This is a genomic window from Terasakiella pusilla DSM 6293 (assembly GCF_000688235.1).
Classification (GTDB): domain Bacteria; phylum Pseudomonadota; class Alphaproteobacteria; order Rhodospirillales; family Terasakiellaceae; genus Terasakiella; species Terasakiella pusilla.
The window spans coordinates 64,616-89,534 of record NZ_JHYO01000012.1 but is presented as its reverse complement, the minus strand read 5'-3'; the positions used below and the strand labels follow the sequence as shown (position 1 = coordinate 89,534).

General features: G+C 52.3%; 25 protein-coding genes. 17 read left to right on the top strand and 8 right to left on the bottom strand.

The window, feature by feature from the left end; translation table 11 throughout:
- Positions 1-7: 7 nt before the first annotated feature.
- Genes gloB through Q397_RS0109885 form a run of 5 tightly spaced genes read left to right on the top strand, consistent with a single transcriptional unit; the run spans position 8 to position 4,784 of the window.
- A complete protein-coding gene (gene gloB, locus Q397_RS0109905) occupies positions 8-778 on the top strand; it encodes a hydroxyacylglutathione hydrolase (protein ID WP_028879289.1) in 771 nt (256 codons plus the stop codon).
- Positions 779-795: 17 nt separating this feature from the next.
- Positions 796-1,401, top strand: a complete 606-nt coding sequence (locus tag Q397_RS0109900) for a glutathione S-transferase N-terminal domain-containing protein (protein ID WP_028879288.1) — start codon at positions 796-798, stop codon at positions 1,399-1,401.
- Positions 1,398-1,820, top strand: coding sequence for a cupin domain-containing protein (locus Q397_RS0109895; RefSeq protein WP_028879287.1), 423 nt, complete (start codon positions 1,398-1,400; stop codon positions 1,818-1,820). The genes Q397_RS0109900 and Q397_RS0109895 overlap by 4 nt, the downstream gene beginning before the upstream one ends.
- Before the next feature lies 1 nt (position 1,821).
- Entirely contained in the window at positions 1,822-2,061 is a 240-nt protein-coding gene (locus Q397_RS21920) for a hypothetical protein (protein ID WP_038013401.1), read from the top strand.
- 5 nt (positions 2,062-2,066) lie between these two features.
- Positions 2,067-4,784: a sensor histidine kinase gene (locus tag Q397_RS0109885; protein ID WP_028879286.1), complete on the top strand. Its 2,718-nt coding sequence runs from the start codon at positions 2,067-2,069 to the stop codon at positions 4,782-4,784.
- A gap of 24 nt (positions 4,785-4,808) precedes the next feature.
- Here the strand turns inward: Q397_RS0109885 and Q397_RS0109880 are convergent, their stop codons facing one another.
- Positions 4,809-6,080 carry an FAD-dependent oxidoreductase gene (locus tag Q397_RS0109880; protein ID WP_028879285.1) on the bottom strand — a complete coding sequence of 424 codons (1,272 nt, stop codon included), beginning with the start codon at positions 6,078-6,080 and terminating at the stop codon, positions 4,809-4,811.
- Positions 6,077-7,048 (bottom strand): phenylacetic acid degradation operon negative regulatory protein PaaX, encoded by a 972-nt coding sequence (gene paaX / locus Q397_RS21915; RefSeq protein WP_038013398.1) that lies wholly within the window; start codon positions 7,046-7,048, stop codon positions 6,077-6,079. Before paaX ends, Q397_RS0109880 begins: the two co-directional genes overlap by 4 nt.
- 360 nt (positions 7,049-7,408) lie before the next feature.
- On the opposite strand from paaX, the gene Q397_RS0109870 reads away from it, so the two are divergent.
- The 9 genes from Q397_RS0109870 to cml all read left to right on the top strand — a co-directional run bounded on the left by Q397_RS0109870 (position 7,409) and on the right by cml (position 15,482).
- Complete coding sequence (locus tag Q397_RS0109870; RefSeq protein WP_028879284.1) at positions 7,409-8,236, top strand: Phenylacetic acid catabolic protein; 828 nt, start codon at positions 7,409-7,411, stop codon at positions 8,234-8,236.
- A 27-nt stretch (positions 8,237-8,263) separates the two neighbouring features.
- Positions 8,264-8,665: a hypothetical protein gene (locus Q397_RS0109865; RefSeq protein WP_240475051.1), complete on the top strand. Its 402-nt coding sequence runs from the start codon at positions 8,264-8,266 to the stop codon at positions 8,663-8,665.
- A gap of 150 nt (positions 8,666-8,815) precedes the next feature.
- Positions 8,816-9,985, top strand: coding sequence for an ABC transporter substrate-binding protein (locus Q397_RS0109860; protein ID WP_028879282.1), 1,170 nt, complete (start codon positions 8,816-8,818; stop codon positions 9,983-9,985).
- 129 nt (positions 9,986-10,114) lie between these two features.
- Entirely contained in the window at positions 10,115-10,990 is an 876-nt protein-coding gene (locus tag Q397_RS0109855) for a branched-chain amino acid ABC transporter permease (protein ID WP_028879281.1), read from the top strand.
- The gene (locus Q397_RS0109850) at positions 10,990-11,925 is read left to right on the top strand and encodes a branched-chain amino acid ABC transporter permease (RefSeq protein WP_028879280.1); all 936 of its coding nucleotides are present in this window, start codon (positions 10,990-10,992) and stop codon (positions 11,923-11,925) included. Before Q397_RS0109855 ends, Q397_RS0109850 begins: the two co-directional genes overlap by 1 nt.
- Complete coding sequence (locus tag Q397_RS0109845) at positions 11,922-12,677, top strand: ABC transporter ATP-binding protein (protein WP_028879279.1); 756 nt, start codon at positions 11,922-11,924, stop codon at positions 12,675-12,677. Before Q397_RS0109850 ends, Q397_RS0109845 begins: the two co-directional genes overlap by 4 nt.
- A gap of 3 nt (positions 12,678-12,680) precedes the next feature.
- On the top strand, positions 12,681-13,385 hold the full coding sequence (locus Q397_RS0109840) for an ABC transporter ATP-binding protein (RefSeq protein ID WP_028879278.1): 705 nt from the start codon (positions 12,681-12,683) through the stop codon (positions 13,383-13,385).
- Between the two features lie 45 nt (positions 13,386-13,430).
- Entirely contained in the window at positions 13,431-14,027 is a 597-nt protein-coding gene (locus tag Q397_RS0109835; RefSeq protein WP_038013394.1) for a hemerythrin domain-containing protein, read from the top strand.
- 276 nt (positions 14,028-14,303) lie between these two features.
- On the top strand, positions 14,304-15,482 hold the full coding sequence (cml, locus tag Q397_RS0109830) for a CmlA/FloR family chloramphenicol efflux MFS transporter (protein ID WP_028879276.1): 1,179 nt from the start codon (positions 14,304-14,306) through the stop codon (positions 15,480-15,482).
- A gap of 64 nt (positions 15,483-15,546) precedes the next feature.
- Here the strand turns inward: cml and paaK are convergent, their stop codons facing one another.
- The 6 genes from paaK to Q397_RS0109800 form a co-directional block, all read right to left on the bottom strand.
- Positions 15,547-16,851: a phenylacetate--CoA ligase PaaK gene (paaK, locus tag Q397_RS0109825; RefSeq protein ID WP_028879275.1), complete on the bottom strand. Its 1,305-nt coding sequence runs from the start codon at positions 16,849-16,851 to the stop codon at positions 15,547-15,549.
- Between the two features lie 55 nt (positions 16,852-16,906).
- Positions 16,907-18,100: a 3-oxoadipyl-CoA thiolase gene (gene pcaF / locus Q397_RS0109820; RefSeq protein ID WP_028879274.1), complete on the bottom strand. Its 1,194-nt coding sequence runs from the start codon at positions 18,098-18,100 to the stop codon at positions 16,907-16,909.
- Positions 18,093-18,530: a hydroxyphenylacetyl-CoA thioesterase PaaI gene (gene paaI, locus Q397_RS0109815; RefSeq protein ID WP_028879273.1), complete on the bottom strand. Its 438-nt coding sequence runs from the start codon at positions 18,528-18,530 to the stop codon at positions 18,093-18,095. Before paaI ends, pcaF begins: the two co-directional genes overlap by 8 nt.
- A complete protein-coding gene (locus Q397_RS0109810; protein ID WP_028879272.1) occupies positions 18,523-20,064 on the bottom strand; it encodes a 3-hydroxyacyl-CoA dehydrogenase in 1,542 nt (513 codons plus the stop codon). The genes paaI and Q397_RS0109810 overlap by 8 nt, the downstream gene beginning before the upstream one ends.
- On the bottom strand, positions 20,065-20,856 hold the full coding sequence (gene paaG, locus Q397_RS0109805) for a 2-(1,2-epoxy-1,2-dihydrophenyl)acetyl-CoA isomerase PaaG (protein ID WP_028879271.1): 792 nt from the start codon (positions 20,854-20,856) through the stop codon (positions 20,065-20,067). It abuts the gene before it with no gap.
- Between the two features lie 151 nt (positions 20,857-21,007).
- Positions 21,008-21,778: a Phenylacetic acid catabolic protein gene (locus tag Q397_RS0109800; protein WP_051609897.1), complete on the bottom strand. Its 771-nt coding sequence runs from the start codon at positions 21,776-21,778 to the stop codon at positions 21,008-21,010.
- A 225-nt stretch (positions 21,779-22,003) separates the two neighbouring features.
- Here Q397_RS0109800 and Q397_RS0109795 point away from each other — a divergent pair, with 225 nt between their 5' ends.
- The 3 genes from Q397_RS0109795 to Q397_RS0109785 all read left to right on the top strand — a co-directional run bounded on the left by Q397_RS0109795 (position 22,004) and on the right by Q397_RS0109785 (position 24,845).
- A complete protein-coding gene (locus Q397_RS0109795) occupies positions 22,004-22,453 on the top strand; it encodes a flavodoxin domain-containing protein (protein ID WP_028879269.1) in 450 nt (149 codons plus the stop codon).
- A gap of 45 nt (positions 22,454-22,498) precedes the next feature.
- Positions 22,499-24,157, top strand: coding sequence for a phenylacetic acid degradation protein PaaN (paaN, locus tag Q397_RS0109790; RefSeq protein WP_028879268.1), 1,659 nt, complete (start codon positions 22,499-22,501; stop codon positions 24,155-24,157).
- Positions 24,158-24,233: 76 nt separating this feature from the next.
- Entirely contained in the window at positions 24,234-24,845 is a 612-nt protein-coding gene (locus Q397_RS0109785; protein WP_038013392.1) for a phenylacetic acid degradation protein PaaY, read from the top strand.
- Positions 24,846-24,919: the final 74 nt, after the last annotated feature.

Sequence of the window (24,919 nt, the reverse complement as noted above, 5' to 3'; positions counted from 1 at the left end):
AAGAAATATGACGGCCTTACGAATTGAACAAGTACCTGTTTTATCTGATAATTACGTTTACTTGATTTTTGATCCTGACACCAACTGCTGCGCCTGTGTGGATCCTGCGGTTTCTGCACCGATCAAGACCCGTCTTGACGAGCTAGGCTGGCGTCTGACCCATATTTTCAACACTCATCACCATAATGACCATATCGGCGGCAACCTGCAACTCAAGCAAGCCTATGAGTGTGAGATCGTCGGCGCGCAGATCGATGCCGCGCGCATTGCCGGGATCGATACGCGGGTGCGTGACGGGCAGACCTTTACCTTTGGCAGCAAGACCTGTCGCGTCTTTGAGGTGCCGGGCCATACCAGTGGACATATTGCCTTTTGGTTTGAAGAGGATCAGGCGCTGTTTTGCGGGGATACGCTGTTTTCACTAGGGTGTGGGCGTTTGTTTGAAGGTACACCCGCACAAATGTGGGACAGTCTTAAAAAGTTCAAACAATTACCTGACGAGACGCGGGTCTATTGCGCACACGAGTATACGCAAGCCAATGCGGACTTTGCGATTACGGTTGATCCGGAAAACGCGGACTTACAGGCTCGCCAAAAAGAGATCGCCCTCTTGCGCCAGCAGGGATTGCCGACAATTCCATCCTATATTGGTCTTGAAAAGAAAACCAATCCGTTTTTGCGCGCCGATGATCCGGGGGTGCAAAAAGCTGTCGGCCTAAGCGGTGCGGATACGGTTGCGGTTTTTGCTGAAGTAAGACGCCTTAAAGATAATTTTTAACCTGAAGGTTTGGTTTTATGAAATTAAGATACTCCCCCACCTCCCCGTACGTGCGTAAAGTCATGGTTAGCCTGTTGGAACTGGGCTTGCGTGACCGTGTGGAATTGCAGGCGACAAATGTGTGGGACCCTGAAACGGATATTGGCCTGTCCAACCCATTGGGTAAAGTGCCTGCCTTGATCTTGGATAACGGACAAGTGCTGTTTGACTCCCCCGTGATTTGTGAATATCTCGATGCGCAAATTCCACAGGTCGTGCTGTTCCCTGCCGTGGGAGAGGCGCGTTGGAAAGCCTTGCGTTTTCAGGCGTTGGGTGATGGCTTGATGGATGCAGGCGTCTTGCGTTTGCTGGAGGGGCGTCGCGACCCGGCACTGCAGTCCGAAGGGTGGAAAGATCGTCAATTGGCGGCAATCAACCGCGGTCTGGATGCGCTGGAAGCCGGCGTCAATGACCTGTCAGGCGGGCCGTTGACCATCGGTCAAATCAGTGTGGCTTGTGCGCTCGGCTGGATCGAGTTCCGTTTAGGGGATCATAATCTGTTGAGCACCCGCCCGTTGTTGAAAAGCTGGTATGAAGGCTTTAAAGCGCGCGCTTCCATGCAGGCGACAGAGCCAAAGGAATGAGTAGTGCAGAGGAACTCATCAAAACGTTAGGTCTGCAGCCGCATCCGGAAGGGGGCTATTACGCAGAAACCTTTCGTGATGACGATGGCACAGGTGCGCGTGGATCCTGCACGGCGATTTATTACTTGCTAAAAGCGAGGGAGAAATCCCATTGGCATAAGGTGGATGCGGTTGAAATCTGGCATTGGTATGCTGGTGCGCCGCTCAACCTGTTTTTGAGTGAAGATGGTAAAACGCAGGAGACGGTCTTGTTGGGCAACGACATTGCTCAAGGTCAACGCCCGCAAGGGATTGTCCCCAAAGATGTCTGGCAGGCTGCGCAATCTTGCGGCGACTGGACCTTGGTGGGTTGTACGGTTTCCCCCGCGTTTGAATTTGACGGCTTTGTGATGGCCGAGCCGGGATGGGAGCCTAAATAGGATGTTGCGACCGGGGATAACAAGGGAACGTTTGGCAGGCTTGTGCGTGCTGGGGGCTGTCTTGTTTTCACCGGCGTTTATCAGTTTGTTTGATCGCGGGGCCGATGTGACGCTGTTTGGTGTGCCGGTCCTGTTGATTTATATTTTCGGCATTTGGGCAGGGCTGATTGCCATTGCGGCTGTGCTTGTTATCCGTCGTCAGATGGATTTAAAAGATGATCATGACACGAGGGAGGAGTAGCTCCCATGTTGTCCAACACGACGATCTTTGTGGCCTCCGCCGCTTATCTTGCGCTGTTGTTTGCGATTGCCTATTGGGGGGATCGCCGTGCCGAACAAGGTAAAAGCCTGCTTAAAAACCCGACGATTTATGCTTTGTCCATTGCGGTCTATTGTACCTCATGGACCTTTTATGGCAGCGTCGGTCGGGCGGCGACAACAGGGGTCGGTTTTTTACCCATCTATATCGGGCCGACTCTGATCTTTTTGTTAGGCTGGTTTGTGATTGGTAAGATCATGCGCATCAGCCGCAAGCACCGGATTACCTCTATTGCGGATTTTGTCGCTTCGCGTTATGGCAAAAGCCACGTGTTGGGCGGGCTGGTGACAGTGATCGCGGTGGTCGGGATCATGCCCTATATCTCCATTCAGCTCAAGGCGGTCTGGACCAGTTATAACGTTTTGGTGGACACACCGCAGGTCGCCCCCGAAGGATTGTGGGATGATAAAGCGCTGTATGTGGCGCTGTTGATGGCGGCCTTTACTATTGTCTTTGGCACCCGTCATATTGATGTGACCGAAAAGCACGAAGGCATGGTGACGGCCATTGCCTTTGAAGCGGTGATCAAATTGCTGGCCTTTTTAGCGGTCGGCTTTTTTGTCACTTACGGCATGTATGACGGGTTGGGAGATATCTTTGCCCGTGCCGCCAAACATCCTGACCTTGCCCCGCTTGTCACCATGTCACGGGTGGAAGGCAGCTGGGTCAGTATTTCCATCTTGGCGATGGTGGTGGCTATTTTTCTGCCCCGTCAGTTTCAGGTCATTGTGGTCGAGGCAACGGACGAGCGACATTTGAATAACGCGATCTGGATGTTTCCGCTTTATCTGTTATTGATTAACCTGTTTGTGTTGCCTATTGCGCTGGGGGGCTTGCTGTATTTTAGCAATGGCGGGGTGGATGCGGATACGTTTGTCCTCGCCCTGCCGCTGTCGGAAGGCCATCCGTGGCTGGCGCTGTTTGTTTTTATCGGCGGTTTGTCGGCGGCAACGGGGATGGTGATTGTGGCGGCAATCGGTCTGTCCACCATGATTTGTAATGATCTGGTGATGCCCATCCTGCTGCGATACTTTAAGGACCGTTTAGAAAAACGTCAGGATATGAGCTTATTGCTGCTGTTTATCCGGCGTATGGCCATCCTGATGATCCTGCTGCTTGGCTTTCTGTACTATCGCACGATCGGGGAATCGTATGCGCTGGTGACGATCGGGCTGGTGTCATTTGTCGCGGCAGCCCAGTTTGCCCCCATCATTCTTGGTGGGATATACTGGAAAGGGGGCACACAGCGTGGTGCGGTTGCGGGGCTTGTCGCGGGCTTTCTGGTCTGGGCCTATACGTTGGTCCTGCCATCTTTTGCCTTGTCAGATTGGATCCCCATTTCGTTTGTGAACCATGGTCCCTTTGGCATTACGCTGTTAAAACCTTACGCCTTGTTTGGATTGATGGAGCCGGACCACATTACCCATTCCATGTTCTGGTCCATGGTGGCGAATGTGGGGATGTATTGTCTGGTGTCTCTGTTTGATCGCCCCAGTGCGATTGAACGTATTCAGGCTACTTTGTTTGTTGAGGTGGATCGCCAAAATGCGATTAATCCATCCGTGGGTTTTTGGGGCGCGCAAGTGTCGGTGAAGGAACTGCGCGATCTGTGCGCGCGCTATATTGGGACCAACGCGACCCTGACTGCTTTTAACGAACATGCCAAACGGCGCAATCAAGACCCGGAACATTGGGATATGGCGGAACCCTATACCGTGCGCTTTTGTGAACGACTGCTGGCGGGGGCCATCGGGTCGGCCTCTGCGCGGGTTCTGGTGGCAAGCGTGGTAAAAGGCAAGGGGGCAAGTCTTGACGAAATGTTGGAGGTGCTGGACGAAGCCTCCCACGTGATTGAATATTCCTATCAGTTGGAGCAAAAATCCAATGCCTTGGAAGAGGCAACGGCGGAACTAAAAGAAGCAAACGCTCGTTTGCGACAGTTGGATCGCTTGAAAGACGAGTTTTTGTCTCACGTTGCTCATGAATTACGCACGCCTTTGACCTCTATTCGCGGCTTTACCGAAATTTTGCACGATAACCCGGATCTTGAGCTGGGTCGCCGCCAACAGTTTTTAGGGGTGATGGTGGAGGAATGTCAGCGCCTGACCCGCTTGATCAATCAGGTCCTGGACCTTGCCCGCATCGAGTCGGGACGCGAAACCTGGGATATCGGCGAAGTGGAGATGCGCGATGTGATCCAGCATGGGGTCGAAACCCTGAGCAAAGAATGTGAGAAAGAGGGCGTGCAGCTAAATGTGGAGGTGCCGAAGTATCTGTCTTTGGTGCTGGGGGATAAGGATAAGTTGACACAGGTAATCATCAACCTCGTGTCCAATGCGCAAAAAATTTACAAAGGCCAAGGTGGTGCGGTGAATATTACCTTGAAAGATCAAGGTGATCACGTCTTGGTTGGCGTACAGGACTTTGGCCCCGGCCTTCATGCGGATGAACTGGACCTTGTCTTTGAAAAATTCTACCAATCCAAGCAGGTGGGCACGGGCAACCCGACCGGGTCTGGTTTGGGGTTAGCCATCTGTCGCCGGATCATCGACCATTTTGGGGGGCGCATCTGGGTGGAAAGTGAATTTGAAAAAGGCGCGACCTTTTATTTTACGGTGCCGTTTTCAGATCGCGCCAAACATTAAATGCTAAATGGGAAAGATAAGAGTTTAGAAAGAGACGATTTTTTCACGCACGCGGCCGTCACGGGCGGCCTGTTCTTCACGTTGTTCAATCATTTTCCAGTTTGCAAAATCAACACTGTGGACGCCGCGGTCGCTCAACAGTTTATCTAGTCCTTTGGGTCCGATTTTATCGCTGGCACCGGCAAAATCATCCATAGCGCGTTTTGCCATTTCCATTGATTCTTTACGGTTTGTGGGGATGGTCCCTTGCGGGCCGTGTTTTGCCCAGCCGGATACATAGACCCCGCTTTCGACGACACCGTCGTTGTTTTTGACGATGCCTGCGTTCATGGGCAGGCCGTCAAAGGGTCGGGTTTCATAGCCAATGGCGGAAATTACGCAAGATACCGCAATATCAAACGTCTCCCCCGTGCCGACAACGCGGCCCTGATCCAGTTTTGTGCGCTCTAAGCGCAAGCCGGTGACGGCTGTGTCGCCCAGGATAGCAACCGGTTTGGCCCAAAACTGCATATGAAGGGTCTTGGCTTTATCGGCGCGGTCCTGATCCTTTAGTCCGCGCAGAATTTCCAGATTTTTTTCTTTATTTTTAAGGGATTTGGGATCGTCATCCGTCGGGGCTTCGCTCAGGTCATCATTTAAAATAACCGGATGGCAGTCCTGCAGGTGGCCCAGCTCATTGGCTTCGGATGGGGTGAAGGCGGCGTGGGCGGCACCGCGTCGTCCGATCATGTAAAAATCACTCACATTGGCGCGCCGGATACGTTCTTCCGCATGGACACACAGGTCGGAGCCTTCCATTTCATCGGCATTTTTTGCAAGGACGCGCACAATGTCGATGGCAACATTGCCGTTGCCGATAATCGCAACCCCGTGGGGACCGAGTTTGGGGGCGAGGTCCACAAAGTCGGGGTGGCCGTTGTACCACCCCACAAAGGCGGCAGAGCCATACACCCCGTCCAGATCTTCCCCCGCAATACCCAGCTTACGATCAGTTGCCGCACCGATGGCGAGAAAGACAATATCGTACAGGTCTTTAAGTTCGTCATATGAGATATCGCGACCGATTTCCACATTCCCGATAAAGCGCACCGCGTCATTTTGCATGGTGCGTTCAAACTGTCGGGTGATGTTTTTGGTGCCTTGATGGTCTGGCGCAACCCCGGCGCGGACAAGGCCGAACGGGGTGTGCAGACGATCAATAATGTCGATTTTGCAATCGGGCATTTTTTTGGCGAAGGTGTCCGCAGCATAAAAGCCGCTGGGACCGGAACCGATAATCGCGATTTTTGCGCTCATAGAGTGAGTATCTCCTCGGTGTGGGGGCTGTCGGCAATCCCTTCCAGTCCCCCGAAACGATTGTAAAAGTAGGGGCTGGCATCGGGCAGTGGGCCTTCAGCCGTTTCCAGCATATTTTCAAGATGTTTTTCTGCACTTGAGGTGCAGAGACGGTAAAGGTTGGCACAGAGCGATGCGGCGGTTGAGCCGGGCCAGTCCGTGTGCAGCAACTCATCTGGCAGCATCGGGTCGCGCAGCATGATCCGGCGAAACTCGTGGATCAGCAGGGTGCGTACCATAAAGGCGTTTTGCGGATCGATTCTGTCTTCGCTGTTGAGCGCGTGATAGAGGGGACGAAACGCGTTTAAAAAATTATTGTAATCATGGGACAGTTGTTCCAAGTCCCAGCTGCTGTGCACCATGTTGCGATGGGGAATGGTGCCGGAATGACGATCGGCGCGCGCTGCCATGGTGACCACATCATCTTCCACATTCAGTTCCTGGATGATTTGGCGTACCGCACCTAGGTCCGCTGCCGGGTGGGCAAAGACGTTGGGGGCAATGGTGCCAAAGCCGAGCCACTGAAATTCCCGACGTAACTGATCGCGGATTTCTTGTGTCAGATTGGCCTTGTTGACAATCACCATCAGCCATTCCCCGTTCCATGATTTTTGCGGGGAGGCATAAATGCGCCGATGGGCCGTTTCAAAGCGGCGCCGACCAACTTCGGTGAGTTTGTAATAGCTGCGTCGTCCAATTTGGGTAGAGGTCAGCCAGTCATCTTTGGAGAGGCGAAAGACTGCGGTACGCACCATACGTTCGGACAGGCCGAACGGTTCGACAAGGTTAATCAGGCTGCCCAACCAGACCGAGTCACCATGGGGCAGGATGGCATCCCCATAGACGGTGACAAGCAATGACTTCGCCCGCAGGGTCGTCTTGTCCCGCAGGTCGATAATGGAGTCATATATCTTTTTATTTTTGCTCATGGTTGAGGGCCTTTGTGAACTTGAATGGAGATGTAAAATCACTGGCCCCTGTCATAGCACAGGATGAAAGTGATTTCAGCGTTTACTCCATGCAATAATATTAGTTACTGTTTTTTAATATGTCATCATAAAAAGTGTACCATATTAAAAAATGTATCATCTGAAATTAATGTGCACTGCGGTATGATGTTGTAAAATATGGCAGTTTAATTGGGTTATAAGCGGTTGTGGCCGGGAGGGTATAAAAAGGGTTTGACAGAAATTAATATGATACATTATTCTCATAAAAGAATCATTAAGTGTGTCATATAATATTTTCAAGCGCTCTGACGATCTTGAAATAACAGCTGGAGGAAACAGATGGCTAATTGGAAGACGTACGATAAAGGGGATGAGTTGCCAGAAGAGTATAAAAAGCTCTTACTTAATCTGATGAGCTTTCAAGCGGATTCAGAATATGCCGGTGCGCAACGTGTGGCGGAAAATATGCGTTTTGCGCCCCGTCCGGAGGAAGCCTATCGTTTGTCGAAAAAGGTAATGGAAGAAATGGGCCATGGCTATTATGTCTGGAACCTGATGTCCGACCTTGGGGTGGATGTAAACGCGCGTCTGCGTGAACTGGTGACAAATCCAAACAATCCTGACCCTCAAAAAGTAACAGTGATCAACGGTTTTCGTAAAGAAAACTGGTCGAAATTGTTTGAATGCTGGGAAGATGTGGCGTTGTTCTCCACAGTCGTAACCCCGGCTGCGGTGGCGTTTTTGGGTCAGTACCGCGAATGTTCGTATCTGCCATGGGCGCGTGTGAATGTGCGTATCCATAAAGAAGAATACGGCCATTTGGCTTTTGGTGTTTGGGCATCCAAACGCTGTATCGAATTTGGCGGGGAAGAAACCCGTGAATTTATGCAAAAGCGCATCGAAAAGTTCATGAAAGTCGGTCTTGGGTTCTACGGTCGTCCGTCCAAGCCGGGGGATAAGCAATCTGCCATGTTCGACAAATACTACGAATACGGCATCAAGGTTAAAAAGCCGGAAGAGCTGCAGGAAGAATATCTGGAACTCTTGGAATCTCGCTTGAAAGAAGTTGGTCTGGACATGCCGCAAGGCGTGGAAGCTGATTATGACATGCGTGTCGGTTACGAAGCCGCCGATCTGGATATTCAAGTGTCCAAAGCGGCTGTGTAAAACAATAAAGACAAGGAGGCGTTTCGCATGATCCCGGAACTACCAAACAAACTATTTTCTAACGGTCGCAGTGTGTTGTCCAAGTTCGGTTATGCCCATTTTGAAGATGGCCAGACCCGCGACGACTGGGCAGAAATGTGGGAGCACTTGCGCGGTGATTTTCCTTTGCCGCAAGCGCAGGTGCCGTCTTATGACGCCCTGAGTGAAGAGCTTCGCACGGCGGCGTGTGACTATATGAAAATCAGATTGTTGGCAGATCATTACCTGGATGAATGCGAACGCCTTCATGTCAGCATCTTTAACGGCGCGATTGAAACCGATCTGGTGGAAAAATACGCTGTTGCCCGTGACCGCTACGAACACAGCGTTGAAGACTTTGGTGACGCACGCGAAAAAGTGCAAGCCATGTTGATGTCACGTGCGGCCTAACACAGGGGGCGCAACCTGTATTATCCCCAACTCATGTTTTTTGGTTGACGGATAATGCAGGTTTAATTAGTTTCAATTGAAACAAATAAAAAGAGCAAAAGCTCGAACTAAAAAATGTTCAACAAAATTGTCTTTGGGAGGCAAACAATTATGACTTCACGTCAAAAAGGACTAAAAAAATCACTCGTTGCACTGGGGATGGTTGCCGGTGCTTTGGCGGTGTCTGCATCCAATGCAGAAGCGGCAGACCCGATCAAGATCGGCACATTTTTATCTGTAACGGGTCCGGCTTCTTTTCTGGGGGATCCGGAACTGAAAACACTGGAACTTTACATCGAGGAGTTGAACAAGGGCGGCGGCGTTTTAGGGCGTCAGTTGGAGCTTGTCCAATATGATGTTGGTGTAGATTCCAAAAAAGCCATTACGGCGGTTAAGCGTCTGGTCAGTCAGGATGAAGTCGATGTGATCATCGGCGGCTCTACGTCCGGTGCGACCATGGCAGTGGTGCCGATTGTTGAAAAAGCCGAAGTGCCCTTTATCTCGCTTGCCGGTGCGGTTGCGATTGTTGAGCCTGTCAAAAAGTGGGTCTTCAAAACACCTCATACAGATAAAATGGCCTGTGGTAAAATCTTTGAAGATTTGCAATCCCGCGGCCTGACGACCATTGCCTTGATCTCCGGTACAGGGGGGTTTGGTAAGTCGATGCAGGGGCAATGTACAAAACTGGCACCTGCCTATAAGATCAATATTGCAGCGTCTGAATCTTATGGTCCAAAAGATACAGACATGACCGCGCAGCTGACAAAAATCAAAGGCGTGGACGGTATTCAGGCGGTTGTCAATACAGGCTTTGGTCAAGGTCCGGCGATTGTAACGAAAAACTACCGTCAGCTTGGCATGACAGCGCCGCTCTATCAGTCCCATGGCGTGGCTTCTAAGAAGTTTATTGAATTGGCAGGCGATGCGGCAGAGGGCGTGCGCCTTCCGGCGGCAGCTTTGCTGGTTGCCGATATGTTGCCGGATAGCGATCCGCAAAAGCCGGTGGTTCAAGGCTATTCCGCTGCCTATTCTGACGCCTACGGCGGGTCTGTTTCCACCTTTGGCGGTCATGCGTATGACGGGCTGCAAATCGCGGTTGCTGCGATGGTTCGTGCAGGTTCTACCGATAAAGAAGCGGTGCGCAACGAGATTGAAAAGACAAGCGGCTACATCGGAACGGGTGGTGTCGTAAATATGTCTGAAAAAGATCACCTTGGTCTTGATTTGTCAGCCTTCAAAATGCTGGAAATCAAAGACGGTGACTGGTCAATCGTAAGATAACCAGATGCGGGGGTGCAGTTTGATCTGCGCTCCCGCTCTTTTTACCGCCTTCTTTAAAATACCGATGGTCTTTTTGCCGGTTGCAAAGGGATGATGGGTAAACTGTATCTGCAAGAAAGTTTGTCAGACATGAGCGCAGAGTTTCTACAATTTCTGTTCTCCGGTGTAACATTGGGAGCCACCTATGCCCTTGTCGGGCTTGGCTTTTCCATTATTTACAACGCTTCTCACGTGATCAATTTTGCCCAAGGGGAATTTGTCATGATGGGGGGGATGGGAACCGTCTTTTTCTTGGGTCTTGGCTTGCCAATGCCGGTTGCGATTTTGGCTGCAATCGCGCTGACGACCCTGTTCGGCTTCGGGCTGGAACGATTTGCCATTGCACCGGCGCGCGGCGCGTCCGTTGTCACCCTGATCATTATCACCATTGGCGCGTCCATTGTTATGCGCGGCCTTGTGCAAGTGGTCTGGGGAAAAGAATTTCATGCCATTCCTGCCTTTAGTGGGGATGAGCCGATTACCATCGCAGGCGCGACCATCCTGCCACAAAGTCTTTGGGTTTTGGGTGTGACGGTTTTGTTGGTCTTGGCACTGCGTTTCTTCTTTGAAAAAACCATTATGGGTAAGGCGATTATCGCAACGTCGCTTAATCGCGATGCCGCCCTGTTGATGGGGATCAATGTGCGCTTTGTGCTGTTTATCAGCTTTGGCCTATCTGCAGCCCTTGGCGCGGCAGCGGGTATTCTGGTCGCCCCGATCACGCTGACGAACTTTGAAGCCGGGATCATGTTGGGGCTAAAGGGCTTCTGTGCTGCCATCCTTGGGGGATTGGGCAATGGTATGGGGGCGGTTGCGGGCGGTATGATCGTCGGCATCGCCGAAGCCATGGGCGCAGGGTATCTGATTTCGGAATATAAGGACGCGATTGCGTTTGTGCTGATCCTGCTGGTGTTGTTCTTTAAACCCAGCGGCTTGTTTGGCAAAACCGGAACGGAGCGTGTGTGATGGATAAACTCAAATCACCCAGAACCGGCGGTTTATTGATTTTAATGGCGATTATTGCGGTACTGCCTGCCTTTCTGGATAACGCCTTTCAGGTGGAAATCGCGATCCTGATTTTCTTTAACGCGATTGTCTGTATCGGGCTTAATCTGCTGATCGGGTACGCTGGGCAGATTAGTTTGGGACATGGGGCGTTTGTCGGACTTGGTGCTTATGGCAGTGCGATTTTAACCGCCCATCAAGGCTGGGACCCGCTGTTGTCCATGGTGGCGGCGGCGACCTTTACCGGCGTTTTATGTTTTGTCATTGCGCGCCCGATCCTTAAGCTCAAGGGCCATTATCTGGCGATGGCGACTTTGGGGATGGGGATTATCATTTCCATCGTCATCAATACAGAAGATCAACTGACAGGCGGGCCGGATGGCATGTATGTGGATGGGCTGTCCTTTATGACCTCGCAAATCCACTGGTACTGGCTGATCGGGGCGGTGTTGGTCTTTAGTGTCTGGGCATCGCTTAACCTTATCCATTCCCCCATCGGGCGGGCGTTGCGCGCGGTCCATGGATCGGAAGTTGCCGCCGAAGTCGTCGGCGTGGACACCACCCAATATAAGGTGCTGATCTTTGTTGTCTCCGGTGTGTTTGCCAGTGTGGTGGGCAGCTTGGGTGTTTATTATTCCAATTTCGTCACCCCTGATATTGCAGGCTTCTTCCATTCCATCGAACTGGTGGTGATGGTGGTGTTTGGCGGGATGGCGTCTACATTTGGCGCGGTCGTTGGGGCGGCGATCCTGACGATCCTGCCGCAAGTCCTGACCTTCCTGCATGATTTTGAACATCTGGTCTTTGGTCTGATTTTGATGCTGACCATGATTTTCCTGCCCAAAGGTCTGGTGCCGACCTTGGCGGACCTGTTCAAGAAGGGGGATAAGTCATGAGCTTGTTAAAAGTCGATAACCTGTCCATCGTGTTTGGTGGGGTAAAGGCGATTGATGATTTGTCCTTTACGATCGAGCCGGGGAAGATCCATTCCATCATCGGGCCGAACGGGGCGGGTAAGACAACCCTGTTTAACCTGATCACCGGAGTTTACACGCCGACAACGGGGACGGTCCTTTATGAAAATGAAGGGGTGACAGGGTTTAAATCTTATGAATTGGCCGCCCGTGGCATGAGCCGCACGTTCCAGAACCTGCAAATTTTCTTCAATATGACGGCGATTGAAAATGTCATGGTCGGGGCGCATTTGCATTTGAACCGTGGCTTCTTTGCCTCTTTCTTTGGTCTGCCGACCATTAAGGAGGGGGATCGTCATTGTCGGGAAACCTGCCTTGAGTTGCTGGATTTTGTGGGCTTGCGTCACTATGCCGATACGGATACGGACTCGATGCCGTATGGGGCGCTTAAGCGGTTGGAAATTGCCCGCGCGCTGGCCTCTAAACCGAAAATCCTGTTGCTGGATGAACCCGCAGCGGGTTTGAACCCGGCTGAAAGTCGCGAGATTGATGAGGTGATCAAAAAGGTTGCCGAGCGCGGGATCACCGTTGTTTTGGTTGAACATGACATGAAGATGGTGATGGAAATTTCCGATCATATTCTGGTGCTGGATTATGGACGTAAATTAACCGAAGGCACCGCACAGGAAGTACGCAACAATCCCGATGTGATTGCAGCGTATCTGGGGGGCTAAGGGATGTTGAAAATTGAAAATCTGACCAGTCATTACGGTCGTATTCAGGCGTTGCACGGCGTCAGTCTGGAAGTGAATGAAGGCGAGCTTGTCGCCCTTGTTGGCGGCAACGGGGCGGGGAAAACCACGCTGTTGCGCACGATTTCCGGTCTGCAAGCCGCAAGCGGGGGATCGGTGTCCTTTGAAGGCAAAAACATCACCGGTCTGGCGGCGGAAAAACGTGTCGGGCTGGAGATCGCTCAGGTGCCGGAAGGTCGGCAGGTCTTCACCGCCTTAAGTGTGGAAGACAATATCCGCCTTGGCGCCTTTACCAAGTCTGATAAAGCCGCCATCGCTGAGGATATGGAAAAAATGTACGCCCGCTTCCCCATCTTAAAGGAAAAGCGCAAGCAAGCAGCAGGCACGTTGTCTGGTGGTCAGCAGCAGATGCTGGCGATGGCGCGGGCCTTGATGTCGCGCCCGCGATTATTGTTGCTGGATGAGCCTTCTATGGGGTTGTCGCCCGTTCTGGTGATGGAAATTTTCTCCATCGTTGAAGAGTTAAAAGAGCAGGGCGTGACCATCTTTTTGGTGGAGCAAAATGCAACCGCCGCCTTGCGGGTCGCAGATCGTGGCTACGTGATGGAAACCGGCAAAATCTCCCTGACAGGCACAGGTGATAACCTGCTGAACGATGACACCGTGAAAGCGGCCTATTTGGGGATTTAAGAAAATGACATGTCAATTTGACAGACTGGCGAAAAGGTAAAGATCATGCCCAGAGCATTAGAGATCATGAAGCGGGAACATTTGAGCCTGAATTCAGTATTACATGTCCTGAACCAGTTGGTTCTGGACCTTGAATCGGGGCGTTTACGCTCAGATGATGTAGATTATGACCTGTTTGAAAAGATCATGACCTATATTGAGGAATTTTCCGATACCATGCATCACCCGAAAGAGGATAAATACCTGTTTCCGGCGCTGTTGAAAAAGACCTCAGAAGCCAACGAGGTGATTTTGGAACTGGAAGAACAGCACCGCAGGGGCATCGCGAACCGTAAAAAACTGGAAGTCCACATTCAGGCCATGAAAGACCGTCACCCCGGTCAGGTGGAAAAAGTGATTGATGCCATGAAAGATTATTTACAGGCCCACCGCGAACATATGAAGCTGGAAGATCACGTGATCATGCCCTTGGCAGAACGGGTCTTGAGCGAAGAAGATTGGGCCCCGATTGACGCGGCCTTTAATCAAAACGAAGACCCGCTGTTTGGCGATGTGCCGAAAAGCAAGTTTCGTAAACTCCTGTCTGACATCACATTTTTAGCACCAGCCCCGATCGGGCTAGGCGGCGGGCGTAACCGATAATTTTTTCCTAGTGCTGTCGAGAGCTAAGCCTTCCATGGCAGCATACCTTGGCCGGACCCTTGTCAAAACAGGGCGTCCGGCTTTTTTTGTGGCAATAGATGTTCTGGTTTGTTAAAGCTGAACTGTGTTTCATTTTGAACTGATGTCGGTATGTCCAAGAAAGCAGTCAAATAAGCCGTAACGATTTTTGTTAATTGTTGCGGCGTTCATTCACTTACTCACTCACATGACCGTTTTTGAACGTCCTAAATTCTTACTTATTTAGGAGACGATAGCGTGCGTCCAAAAACTGACGGTTGGCATTATTCGCTTGGTGCCACTTTGCTTTTATTCACCCCTTTTGATTTACTTGCCTCCCTTGGGATGGATATGTATCTGCCCGTTGTCCCTTTAATGCCCGTGGCACTGTCGACGACACATTCGGTTGTTCAGATGACCTTGACGCTGTATTTGGTGTTGATTGGGGGAGGGCAACTTTTGTTTGGGCCACTTTCAGACAGGTTTGGGCGGCGGCCTATCTTGTTGATCGGCGGCGTGATTTATGGCGTCTCGGCATTAGGGCTGGCGTTGACGTCATCCATTGAGGTCTTTTTGGGGGTGCGTCTTTTGCAGGCTTGCGGGGCATCGGCTTGCCTTGTCGCTTTGTTTGCGACGGTGCGTGATGTGTATGCAACCCGAGCGGAAAGTCAGATCATTTATGGGTTGTTAGGGTCCATGTTAGCAATGGTCCCTGCCGTGGGGCCGTTGCTGGGGGCGTTGATTGATGTGTATTTTGGCTGGCGAGCGATCTTTTTCAGTTTGGGGGCTTCGATGGTCCTTGCTTGTCTTGCCGCCTTTTTCTTGTGGCCTGAGACGTGCTCGAAATCGTCAACAGGCTTTAGATTTGCTCATCTGGTCGGTCCACTAAGGAGCAAGCGATTTTGGCTTTATAGCTTGTGCTATAGCGCGGGCATGGGGAGCTTCTTTGTGTTTTTCTCGGTTGCGCCGGGTCTAATGATGGAGCGCCAAGGGCTGGATCAAGTGCAGTTTAGCGTCTTGTTTGCAAGTGTGGCTGTGTCCATGATGGTGTCTTCGCGCTTTTTGGTAGGGAGGTTGCGCTATTGGGAGCGACGAAAGACGCTGCAATTGGGCATGGTTTGTTTGATGGGCGGGGCCATTCTGTTGGCTTTTGGGGAAATTTATATGCCGCAAAGTCCGGTGGGGTTTATTGTGCCGATGTGGGGGATCGGTATAGGGATTTCGATCTGTATGTCCGTTGCCCCAAATGGTGCGCTGGCGGGATTTGACCATATCGCCGGATCAGTGACAGCGCTTTATTTTTGCCTTGGCGGTGTTTTGTTGGGGGGAGTGGGTACCGTTATGTTAATCCTGCTGCCATTGCAAACAGCATGGCCTGTTGTTGGCTATTGCGCTCTGATGAGCATAGCTGTGTGGGTTCTTTCGACAAGACGTTAGGGCAAAAAAATCCCTTCCGTCTGTGTGTGCAAACGGAAGGGCAGGAGAGTGAATAGAGGTATTGCTATTCTTTGGGTCGGTTGTCGGTGACGCGCACCGCTTTGCCTTGCGAGCGTGGGATGGCGCCGGGTTCCAAGACTTCGATCTTGGTGGAAATCCCGATGAAGGACTTGATGTGATGGGCGAGGTTTTTCTTAATTTCCTCGTCCTTGGCTTGTCCGGCTTCGCGGCGTTCCACTTGGACGGCCAGCTTATCCAGATGGCCTTCGCGCGACAGGATCAGGTGGTAATGCGGGCTGAGACGTTCATCGCGCAGCACCTGTTCTTCGATCTGGCTGGGGAAGACGTTGACCCCGCGAATGATCATCATGTCATCGCTACGCCCGGTGATTTTGTCAAATCGGCGCATGGTACGCGCGGTGCCCGGCAGCAAGCGGGTTAAATCTTTGGTGCGATATCGAAAGACCGGCATGGCTTCTTTAGTCAGCGATGTAAAGACCAGCTCGCCCATTTCGCCGTCCGCGATGGGGTTGAGTTCTGTGTCCACGATCTCGGGGTAAAAGTGATCTTCCCAGATGGTCGGGCCATCTTTGGTTTCCAGACATTCTTGGGCAACACCGGGGCCGATCACTTCCGAGAGGCCGTAAATATCCAGACAGTCAATCCCTAGACGGGCTTCCATTTCGTCGCGCATTTTATTGGTCCAGGGTTCCGCCCCAAAGATACCGCAGCGTAGTTTGATCTCGCGCGGGTCTAGGCCTTGGGCTTCCATTTCATCGGCAAGCACCAGCATGTAAGATGGGGTTACCATGATGACATCCGGGTCAAAGTCGCGGATCAGCTGGACCTGCTTTTCCGTCTGACCACCGGACATGGGGATAACGGTACAGCCCAATTCTTCTGCGCCATAATGTGCGCCCAGACCCCCGGTAAACAGGCCGTAGCCATAAGACACATGGACACGGTCATGGTGATTGACGCCTGCTGCGCGAAGGGAGCGTGCCACCACACGTGCCCAGACCTTCAGGTCTTGTTTGGTGTAGCCCACAACAGTTGGCTTGCCCGTGGTGCCGCTGGAGGCATGGACGCGCACGACTTCTTCCATCGGGACGGCAAAACTGTCAAAGGGGTAGGCTTTGCGCAAATCTTCTTTTGTGGTGAAGGGGAACTTGGACAGGTCATCGAGATGTTGCAGATCGTCGGGGTGGACCATCGCATCCTGACATTTGGCACGATAATAGGAGACATTTTGATAGGCATGTTCCAGCGACCATTTCATCCGCTTCAGTTGCAAGCTGCGCAATTCATCGATGCTTGCTGTTTCGATCGGTTCCAGCTCCCCGCGCAAGGGGATATCGGTATGTTGCATTTTTTGGTGTCCTCCCAGACTTCCCTGTTTTCTCTTTTAGAGTTTGTTTTATATTTTAAATTCTTTCAATAATTGTTGCGATGCCTTGTCCGACGCCAATGCACATGGTGCACAGCGCATAGCGCTTTTGCTGGTGTTCCAGTTCATAAAGCGCTGTCGTGATCAGGCGGGCGCCACTCATGCCCAAGGGGTGGCCAAGGGCAATGGCCCCGCCGTTGGGGTTGACGCGCGGATCATCATCGTCCAATCCCAGCTCGCGCAAGACCGCAAGCCCTTGGGAGGCAAAGGCCTCATTGAGTTCAATCACATCCATATCCGCGAGGCTGAGACCTGCTTTGGCGAGCACTTTTTGTGTGGCAGGCGCAGGACCAATACCCATGATGCGCGGTTCCACCCCGGCGGTTGCCATGGCGACCACACGGGCACGCGGCTTTAATCCGGTTGCGCTGGAGGCGAGCAATAAGGCGCAAGCCCCGTCATTGACGCCAGACGCATTGCCCGCTGTCACACTGCCGCCGTCACGAAACGGGGCGCGTAGGCCGGACAGAGTTTCAAGGGTCGTATCGGCGCGTGGATGTTCATCAGCCGCGATGATCTTGGGCTCCCCTTTGCGTTGAGGGATGGTGACGGGCACGATCTCTTGAGCAAGGCGACCATTTTCCTGCGCGGCCTTGGTTTTTTGTTGGGAACGTAGCGCAAAGGCATCTTGATCCGCCCGCGAAACGTTATAGTCTTCGGCAACATTTTCTGCCGTTTCGGGCATTGAATCGATACCGAATTGTTTTTCCATCAGTTTGTTGACGAAGCGCCAGCCAATGGTCGTGTCATAGACCGCATTGCTGCGCGAAAAGGCGCTGTCGGCTTTGGGCATGACAAAGGGGGCGCGCGACATGCTTTCCACGCCACCTGCAATTATCAGATCGCAGTCCCCCGCTTTGAGGGAACGTGCCGCCAAACCCACCGCATCCATGCCGGAGCCGCACAGGCGGTTGATGGTGGTGCCGGGGACGGTGATCGGCAGGCCCGCCAGCAGGGAAGACATGCGTGCCACATTGCGGTTATCTTCGCCGGCTTGGTTAGCGCAGCCATAGATCACGTCATCGACCGTCTCCCAGGTGACATCTGGATTGCGCTTCATTAGCTCTTTAATCGGGATTGCCCCCAGATCGTCAGCACGGACGCTGGACAGACCGCCTGCGTAACGACCGATAGGTGTGCGGATGGCATCAATAATATAAGCCTCAGTCATGTTTTATCACTTCCCCTGAAATGGTGCGGGAGCGACCACGGAACAGGGCGACAACCTGTCCGTCCTGACGGGTAACGGTGACGTCATAAATGCCGGATCGTCCCATGAGAATGGTTTCTTTCGCCACGGCTGTCAGCACATCGCCTTCTTTGGACGGGGCTGAAAAGGTAATGTCGCAGCCCGAAGCCACCGTGACTTTGTTATGTGTGTTGCAGGCATAGGCAAAGGCGGTGTCTGCAAGGCTGAACGTGCTGCCGCCGTGGGTCATGCCATGACCGTTTAACATGGGTTTTGTCACGGTCATGGTTGCCTTGGCGTAGCCGGGCGCGATTTCGGTGATCTGGATGCCCATGTCATGCAGCTTGAAATCATTTTCATACATGGCATCGCGGGTGCCTTCTGCCATCTTTTGGGGGCTGAGATCATTCATGGAAGTACATCCTCGCGCTAATTTTACGGCGCAGCAGCGGGGAGACACGATAGCGATCTTCCCCATAGGTGCGCCCGAGATTTTCTATTACAGCCGAGATATAATCCGGCCCGATTTCATCAGCCCAAGTCAGCGGGCCTTTGGGGTAGTTGACGCCATTTTGCATGGCAAGGTCCACATCCTTGACGGTGCAGACCTGTTTGTTGACCGTGTCTGCCGCTTCATTGACGATCATGGCGATGGTGCGCGCATTGATCAGGCCGGGGATATCATCAAGGACGCAGACATCCATGCCAATGGCCTGAAAGACACCGCAGGCTTCGCTGATATGTTCTTCATCGGCCGTGTCACTGGGGGCAATCGCGATCAGGTTTGTGTTGGCATAATCAATGGACAGGTCAAACAGGACCAAGGCTTCATTCTCTTCCTCAAACGGCAGGCTTGCTTCCAGCTCGCTTGCCAACCCGCCGGGGGTGAGCATCAGGTGGGTGTGCCCGACAGTGATGCGATCAAGGACGCTGTCGTCTTCGTCCAATCTCACCACGTCCAGACCCGCATCAATCATGCGATCCACCAAGGCTTCGGCTGGGCCCATATGACCTTCCACAATGATCTTGGCAGGGGGGAACCCCTGCGCGGCAATGGTCGGGCCGGGAAGGTCCGCGTCAATGCTATAGTCATAAAAACCGCGTCCGGACTTTCGGCCCAACAGCCCGCCATCGACCCGTTCTTTTTGCACCAAAGACGGCAGGAAGCGGGGATCATGGTAAAAGGCGGACCAGACAGAGGTGGTGACGGCATAATTGACGTCATGTCCGATCAGGTCCATCAGTTCAAACGGTCCCATTTTAAAGCCGCCGGATCGTTTAATCACTGCATCAATGCTGGCACAATCCGCACCGCCTTCTTCAAGGATGCGCAGCGCCTCGGCGTAAAAGGGACGCGCAACGCGGTTGACGATAAAGCCCGGTGTGGATTTGGCATGGACCGGTTTTTTGCCCCACGCCAAAGATGTTTCGTAAACGCAACGTGCAACTTCATTTGAAGTTGTTAGGCCGGAGATGACCTCGACCAACTTCATCACAGGGGCGGGGTTGAAAAAGTGCATGCCGACTAAACGACTGGAATCTTTAAGTTTTGCCCCAATTTGCGTTAATGAGATGGACGATGTATTAGAAGCAAGAATGGTATCTCCGGCGCAAATATCTTCCAGTTGGGCAAAGACGGATTGCTTAATTTCGAGATTTTCCACGATGGCTTCGACAACCAGCTTGGCGGGGGCGAGGTCTGACAGATCCTTGACAATCTGGATACGCGCCATCAGGTCGTCTTTGTCTTGTTGGCTGATCTTTCCCTTTGCAACCAGACGATCCAGCCCTTTGGCGGTGGCGTCCCATCCTTTTTGGGCCGCACCGTCTTGGGCATCAAACAACAGGACCGGATGGCCCGCATTTGCGGCGACCTGTGCGATCCCTGCCCCCATAGTGCCTGCGCCGATGACTGCGATTGTTTCTGATGTGGAAAGAGCTGACATTTATTTACCTGTGAAGTTTGGTTTACGTTTTTCAAGGAAGGCAGATACCCCCTCTTTGTAATCCTCACTAAACCCTGCCAGCTTCTGTAAGTCACGTTCTAAATCAAGCTGTTGATCCAACGTGTTGGTCGGCGCGGCGTTCATGGCCCGTTTGATCAGGCCCAGACCAAAGGTGGCTTGTTGGGCGAGTTGGGCACAAAGTGTTTCAGTTTGCGTGACCAAAGCGTCATCATCGACACACTTCCAGATCATGCCCCAATCGGCGGCCTGTTCCGCGCTGATTTTATCGCCCAGTATGGCAAGGGCTTTGGCACGCGCCATGCCGACGAGGTTAGGGAGCGCCCATGTGCCGCCACTGTCCGGGATTAGCCCGATCTTGCAAAAGGCTTGAATGAAGCTAGCGGATTTTGCGGCATAAACAATGTCACAGGCCAAGGCGATGTTGGCCCCGGCCCCTGCGGCGACACCGTTGACGGCGCAGATTACGGGCTTGTCGATGGCTTGGATCTGGCGGACCAGCGGGTTATAGAATTTCTCGATGGTTTGGGACAGGTCGCGCGGACCTTCGCCGCCTTGCACGGCGCGATCCCCAAGGTCTTGGCCCGCACAAAAACCACGGCCTGAGGCTGCCAGCAAAATCGCGCGCACCTGATCGTCTTTTTGACAGCCGTTTAGGGCGTCACGTAGTTCAAGGTGCATCTCTTCATTAAAGCTGTTGAGCACGTCTGGACGGTTGAGGGTGATTTTGGCGTAGCCGTCTTTTTTCTCAAACAAGATGGTGTTGAATGTCATGTTTAATGTCCCTTGACTGTGGGGTTACGTATTTTTCAAAAAGGGGCTGAGGCTTGCGTTGCCTTGCCAATCGGCAAAACGGGTGAGCTAACGATCAGTCTAACCTTTAAAGTGATACAGAAAATTAATAGTATCTTTTGAAAGTGATAAGTTATGCGGTGCGTGCTTCCAACCCAATGCGGGCGAGTTGCTCGGCGATGCGGGTTTCCCACTTTGCCAACAGGTCGGCATTGGGTGTTTTGCGCAATCCATAGGCTTTGGCTTGATCAAAACGTTGCGAATCGCTGCTGCCAAATGTGGCGGCGACGCGGGGGTACCAGTAATCGACGCTGGCTTGGGCAGCTTCAAGGCTGTAGCCGTTTTCAAGCGCCTTGGTCAGGCCTTTGCGCCCCAGTTCCGCATGTTCGCCTTCGCGTGCAGAAATTTGCCCCATGACGGACGAGAGCGGCGTGTAGGAACAGTGCGACAGTTCTTCTAACTGAATGGAAGAGGCAAGGCCCATCAGCATGTTCATGACCACGCTATCGAGCCATCCTTCATAAGGGTAGTGCAGGACATTTAAGCGTTTGTCCCCGCCAATGCGACGGTTGCCCAGATCCAGTGTGCGTGACAGGCGCGCATCCCAAGGGTGGGACTGGACATAAAGGTCGGTGTTGACGCCAAACTCTTCCAGCAGGCTCAGGACCTGTTGGGCGTGATCGAACTTTTCCGAGACGATTCGCGCCGCTGTGCAGCGTTCGCGCATGCCCGGTGCTTTGTTGATGGTGTCTACGAAACCTGCGGCCCCGGCAAGCTCACTATCCACAAAGGCCACCATCAAACGGCGCAATTCCCCACGATATCCGGGGCTTAGATCGTCAGCAGCGGTCAGTTTTTCTTTATTTGCAATGCGTGCCAACAAGGCATCTTCGTTCTTCGCCATGGTTTCCTCACTGTCAAAGGCATCTTTTTTATAGGTCTTTTAAGGTTTGTATTTTTAATACGATACAAAACTAGACAACTTTCTATAAATTTAGTATCAAAAAAATTAGAAATGTTCAAACAATAATGTTAAAAGAAATAAACAGGGTTCTCATTCAGGCTAACGTTGCACGGTCGGTCGGTTTGGGGAAACACAGGTTAAAAACGAAAAAGAACGAGTAAAACCATGACCGACATCGTCATTTTTGTAGGTACTGAATCCGGCAACGCCCAAATGGTTGGGGAAGCGTTGAATGATGAACTGAGCCGTCTTGATCATGATGTAGAGATTATCGAAGAGTTTGATGACGGCCTTGCCGTCCTGGACGGGCACGAAACCGTGATTATCAGCTGTTCCACCCACGGACTGGGGGAGTTGCCAGACAATATCATCCCGCTGTTTGAGGCGATGGAGCAGGAAAAACCCGATCTGTCACATATGAAGTATGGCGTCATTGCGCTGGGGGATCAGACCTATTCTGACACGTTCTGCAAGGCGGGTAAGGATATGGACGATATTTTTGCGGCCTGCGGGGCAAAACGTGTTGGCGATCGTCTGGAAGTGGATGCCTGCACGCAACCGCTGCCTGATGAAGAAGCCATCGACTGGGTAAAAGAATGGCTGACGCTTTTATAAGCGCGCACCAAAAACGATATACTATAAAACAGGGAAGAACAGATTATGAGCCACGATTTATTTGAACGCCACCGCGAAAAGCTGGAACAGGCCGTTGCGGCAGCAGGGACGCGCGGCTATTGGTCCGGCTATAAAGAAATGCCGAGCCCGCGCACCTATGGGGAAACGGCGCAGGACGATGGCATTAAGGCGTTTCAGTCCCATTTGGGGAAGAACTTTGAGATCGATCAGCCGACAAGCGGGGCGTGGATCGGCGCAGAAGATGGCCCCTTTGGCGTGGCGCTTAACGTTAAATATCCCGCCCCTGATGTGGACGCGATGATGACGGCAGCAAAAGCAGCGATGCCTGCCTGGCGCAAGCTCGGCCCCCAAGGACGTGCAGGCGTCTGTATGGAAGTGCTGGAGCGTTTGAACGCCATGAGCTTTGAGATCGCTTTTTCCGTCATGCACACGACAGGGCAGGCGTTCATGATGGCGTTTCAGGCCGGTGGGGCGCACGCCCAGGACCGTGGCCTTGAAGCGGTGGCCTACGGTTATAGTGAACAGATGCGTCACCCTGAAACAGTGGACTGGATCAAGCCACAAGGCAAGCATGATCCGCTGGAGATGAAAAAGAAATTTACCGCTGTTGGCCGCGGTGTGGCCTTGATGGTGGGATGTGCGACCTTCCCGACATGGAATGGCTATCCGGGGCTGTTTGCCTCCCTCGTCACCGGCAATGCGGTGATCGTCAAGCCGCACCCGCGCGCGGTCTTGCCGTTGGCGCTTACGGTGCGGGTCATCCGCGAGGTCTTGAGCGAAGTCGGGATTGATCCGAACCTTGTCTGCTTGGCTGTCGATACGCTAGAGGCACCGATCACCAAAGAATTTGCCTTGCATGAAGACACCAAGATCATTGACTTTACGGGTTCCAGCGAATTTGGCAACTGGCTGGAAGACAACGCCAAGCAAGCCGAAGTCTATACGGAAAAAGCAGGCGTGAACGCCGTCATTATTGATGATTTTGACGACATTAAGGGCATTGCGCGCAATTTGTCTTTCACCTTCTCGCTTTATTCCGGTCAGATGTGCACGACCCCGCAGAACATCTTTATCCCGAAGGGGGGAATTGATGTAAATGGCGAGAATATGAGCTTTGATGATGTCGCCAAAGCCATTGCGACAGGCGTTGAAAAGTTCCTGAGCGTGCCGGAGCGTGCGGTCGAGGTTTTGGGCGCGATCCAGAACAAAGCGATCTTGGATCGTATGGAAGAGGCGAAGAAGCTGGGCGACGTGGTGCTGGACACCACAGAGATTGATCACCCGATGTTTAAAGGGATCAAATGTCATACGCCTGTGTTGATCAAGGTGGATGGTAAAGAGGTCGATAAATATCGTGAAGAACTGTTCGGCCCCATTGTCTTTTTGATTGCAACAGAAGATACCAATGACAGTATCGCCAAAATGACCCAGACGATCCGTGAAAATGGCGCGATCACGCTGGGGATGTATTCCAAACATGAAGACGTGATTGAAGCGGTGGAAGAAGCCGCGTTGGACGCTGGCGTTAATCTGTCGATCAACCTGACGGGCGGCGTGTTCGTTAATCAGTCGGCGGCATTTTCTGACTTCCATGCAACGGGGGCAAACCCTGCGGCAAACGCGGCATTGACCGATGGGCATTTTGTGTCCGGTCGCTTCCGTGTGATGCAGAGCCGTCGTTAACAATTGTTTACTTCTTTTAAACGGCAAGCTCCTGCATAAAGTAGGGGCTTGCTTTTTTATATAAAGGTGAAATTTGATGTCCATGTCCCCCAAAGTGTATGAGATTGACGGTATTGTCCCCGTTATCGATAAAACGGCTTTTGTTCATCCCGATGCGATTTTGATCGGGGATGTTATTGTCGGCCCCGGTGTTTATGTGGGGCCTGCCTGTTGTTTGCGCGGGGACTTTGGACGGTTGGTTCTGGAAGAAGGATCCAACATTCAGGATACTTGCGTCATGCACGGTTTTCCGGGCACCGATACGGTGGTGGAGAAAAACGGGCATATCGGCCATGGCGCGGTCTTGCACGGCTGCGTGATTGGGGAAGATGCGCTGGTTGGGATGAATGCGGTCATTATGGATGGGGCGGTCATTGGGCCGGAATGTATTGTTGCGGCCTCCGCCTTTGTGCGCGCCGGGATGAAATTTGATCGTCGGACCTTGATTGGGGGGATGCCTGCCAAGGTCATGCGCCAACTGTCTGATGAGGAATTCGCATGGAAGCAGGCAGGCACGAAAGAATATCAGGATTTGACCATTCGCTCGTTAAAAAGCATGAAACCGGCAGTCGCCTTAAGTGAGGTGGAGGAAAATCGCGCCCGTGTTCCTCAAGGCGGCGTAAAGCCGTTATTTGAAACCAAAACCTGAGCCTCAATAACCATACGCCCCCTACTTGCCATCCTTAGTGGACAAAGGCTATAAATACAGACCGTGTGTTTATT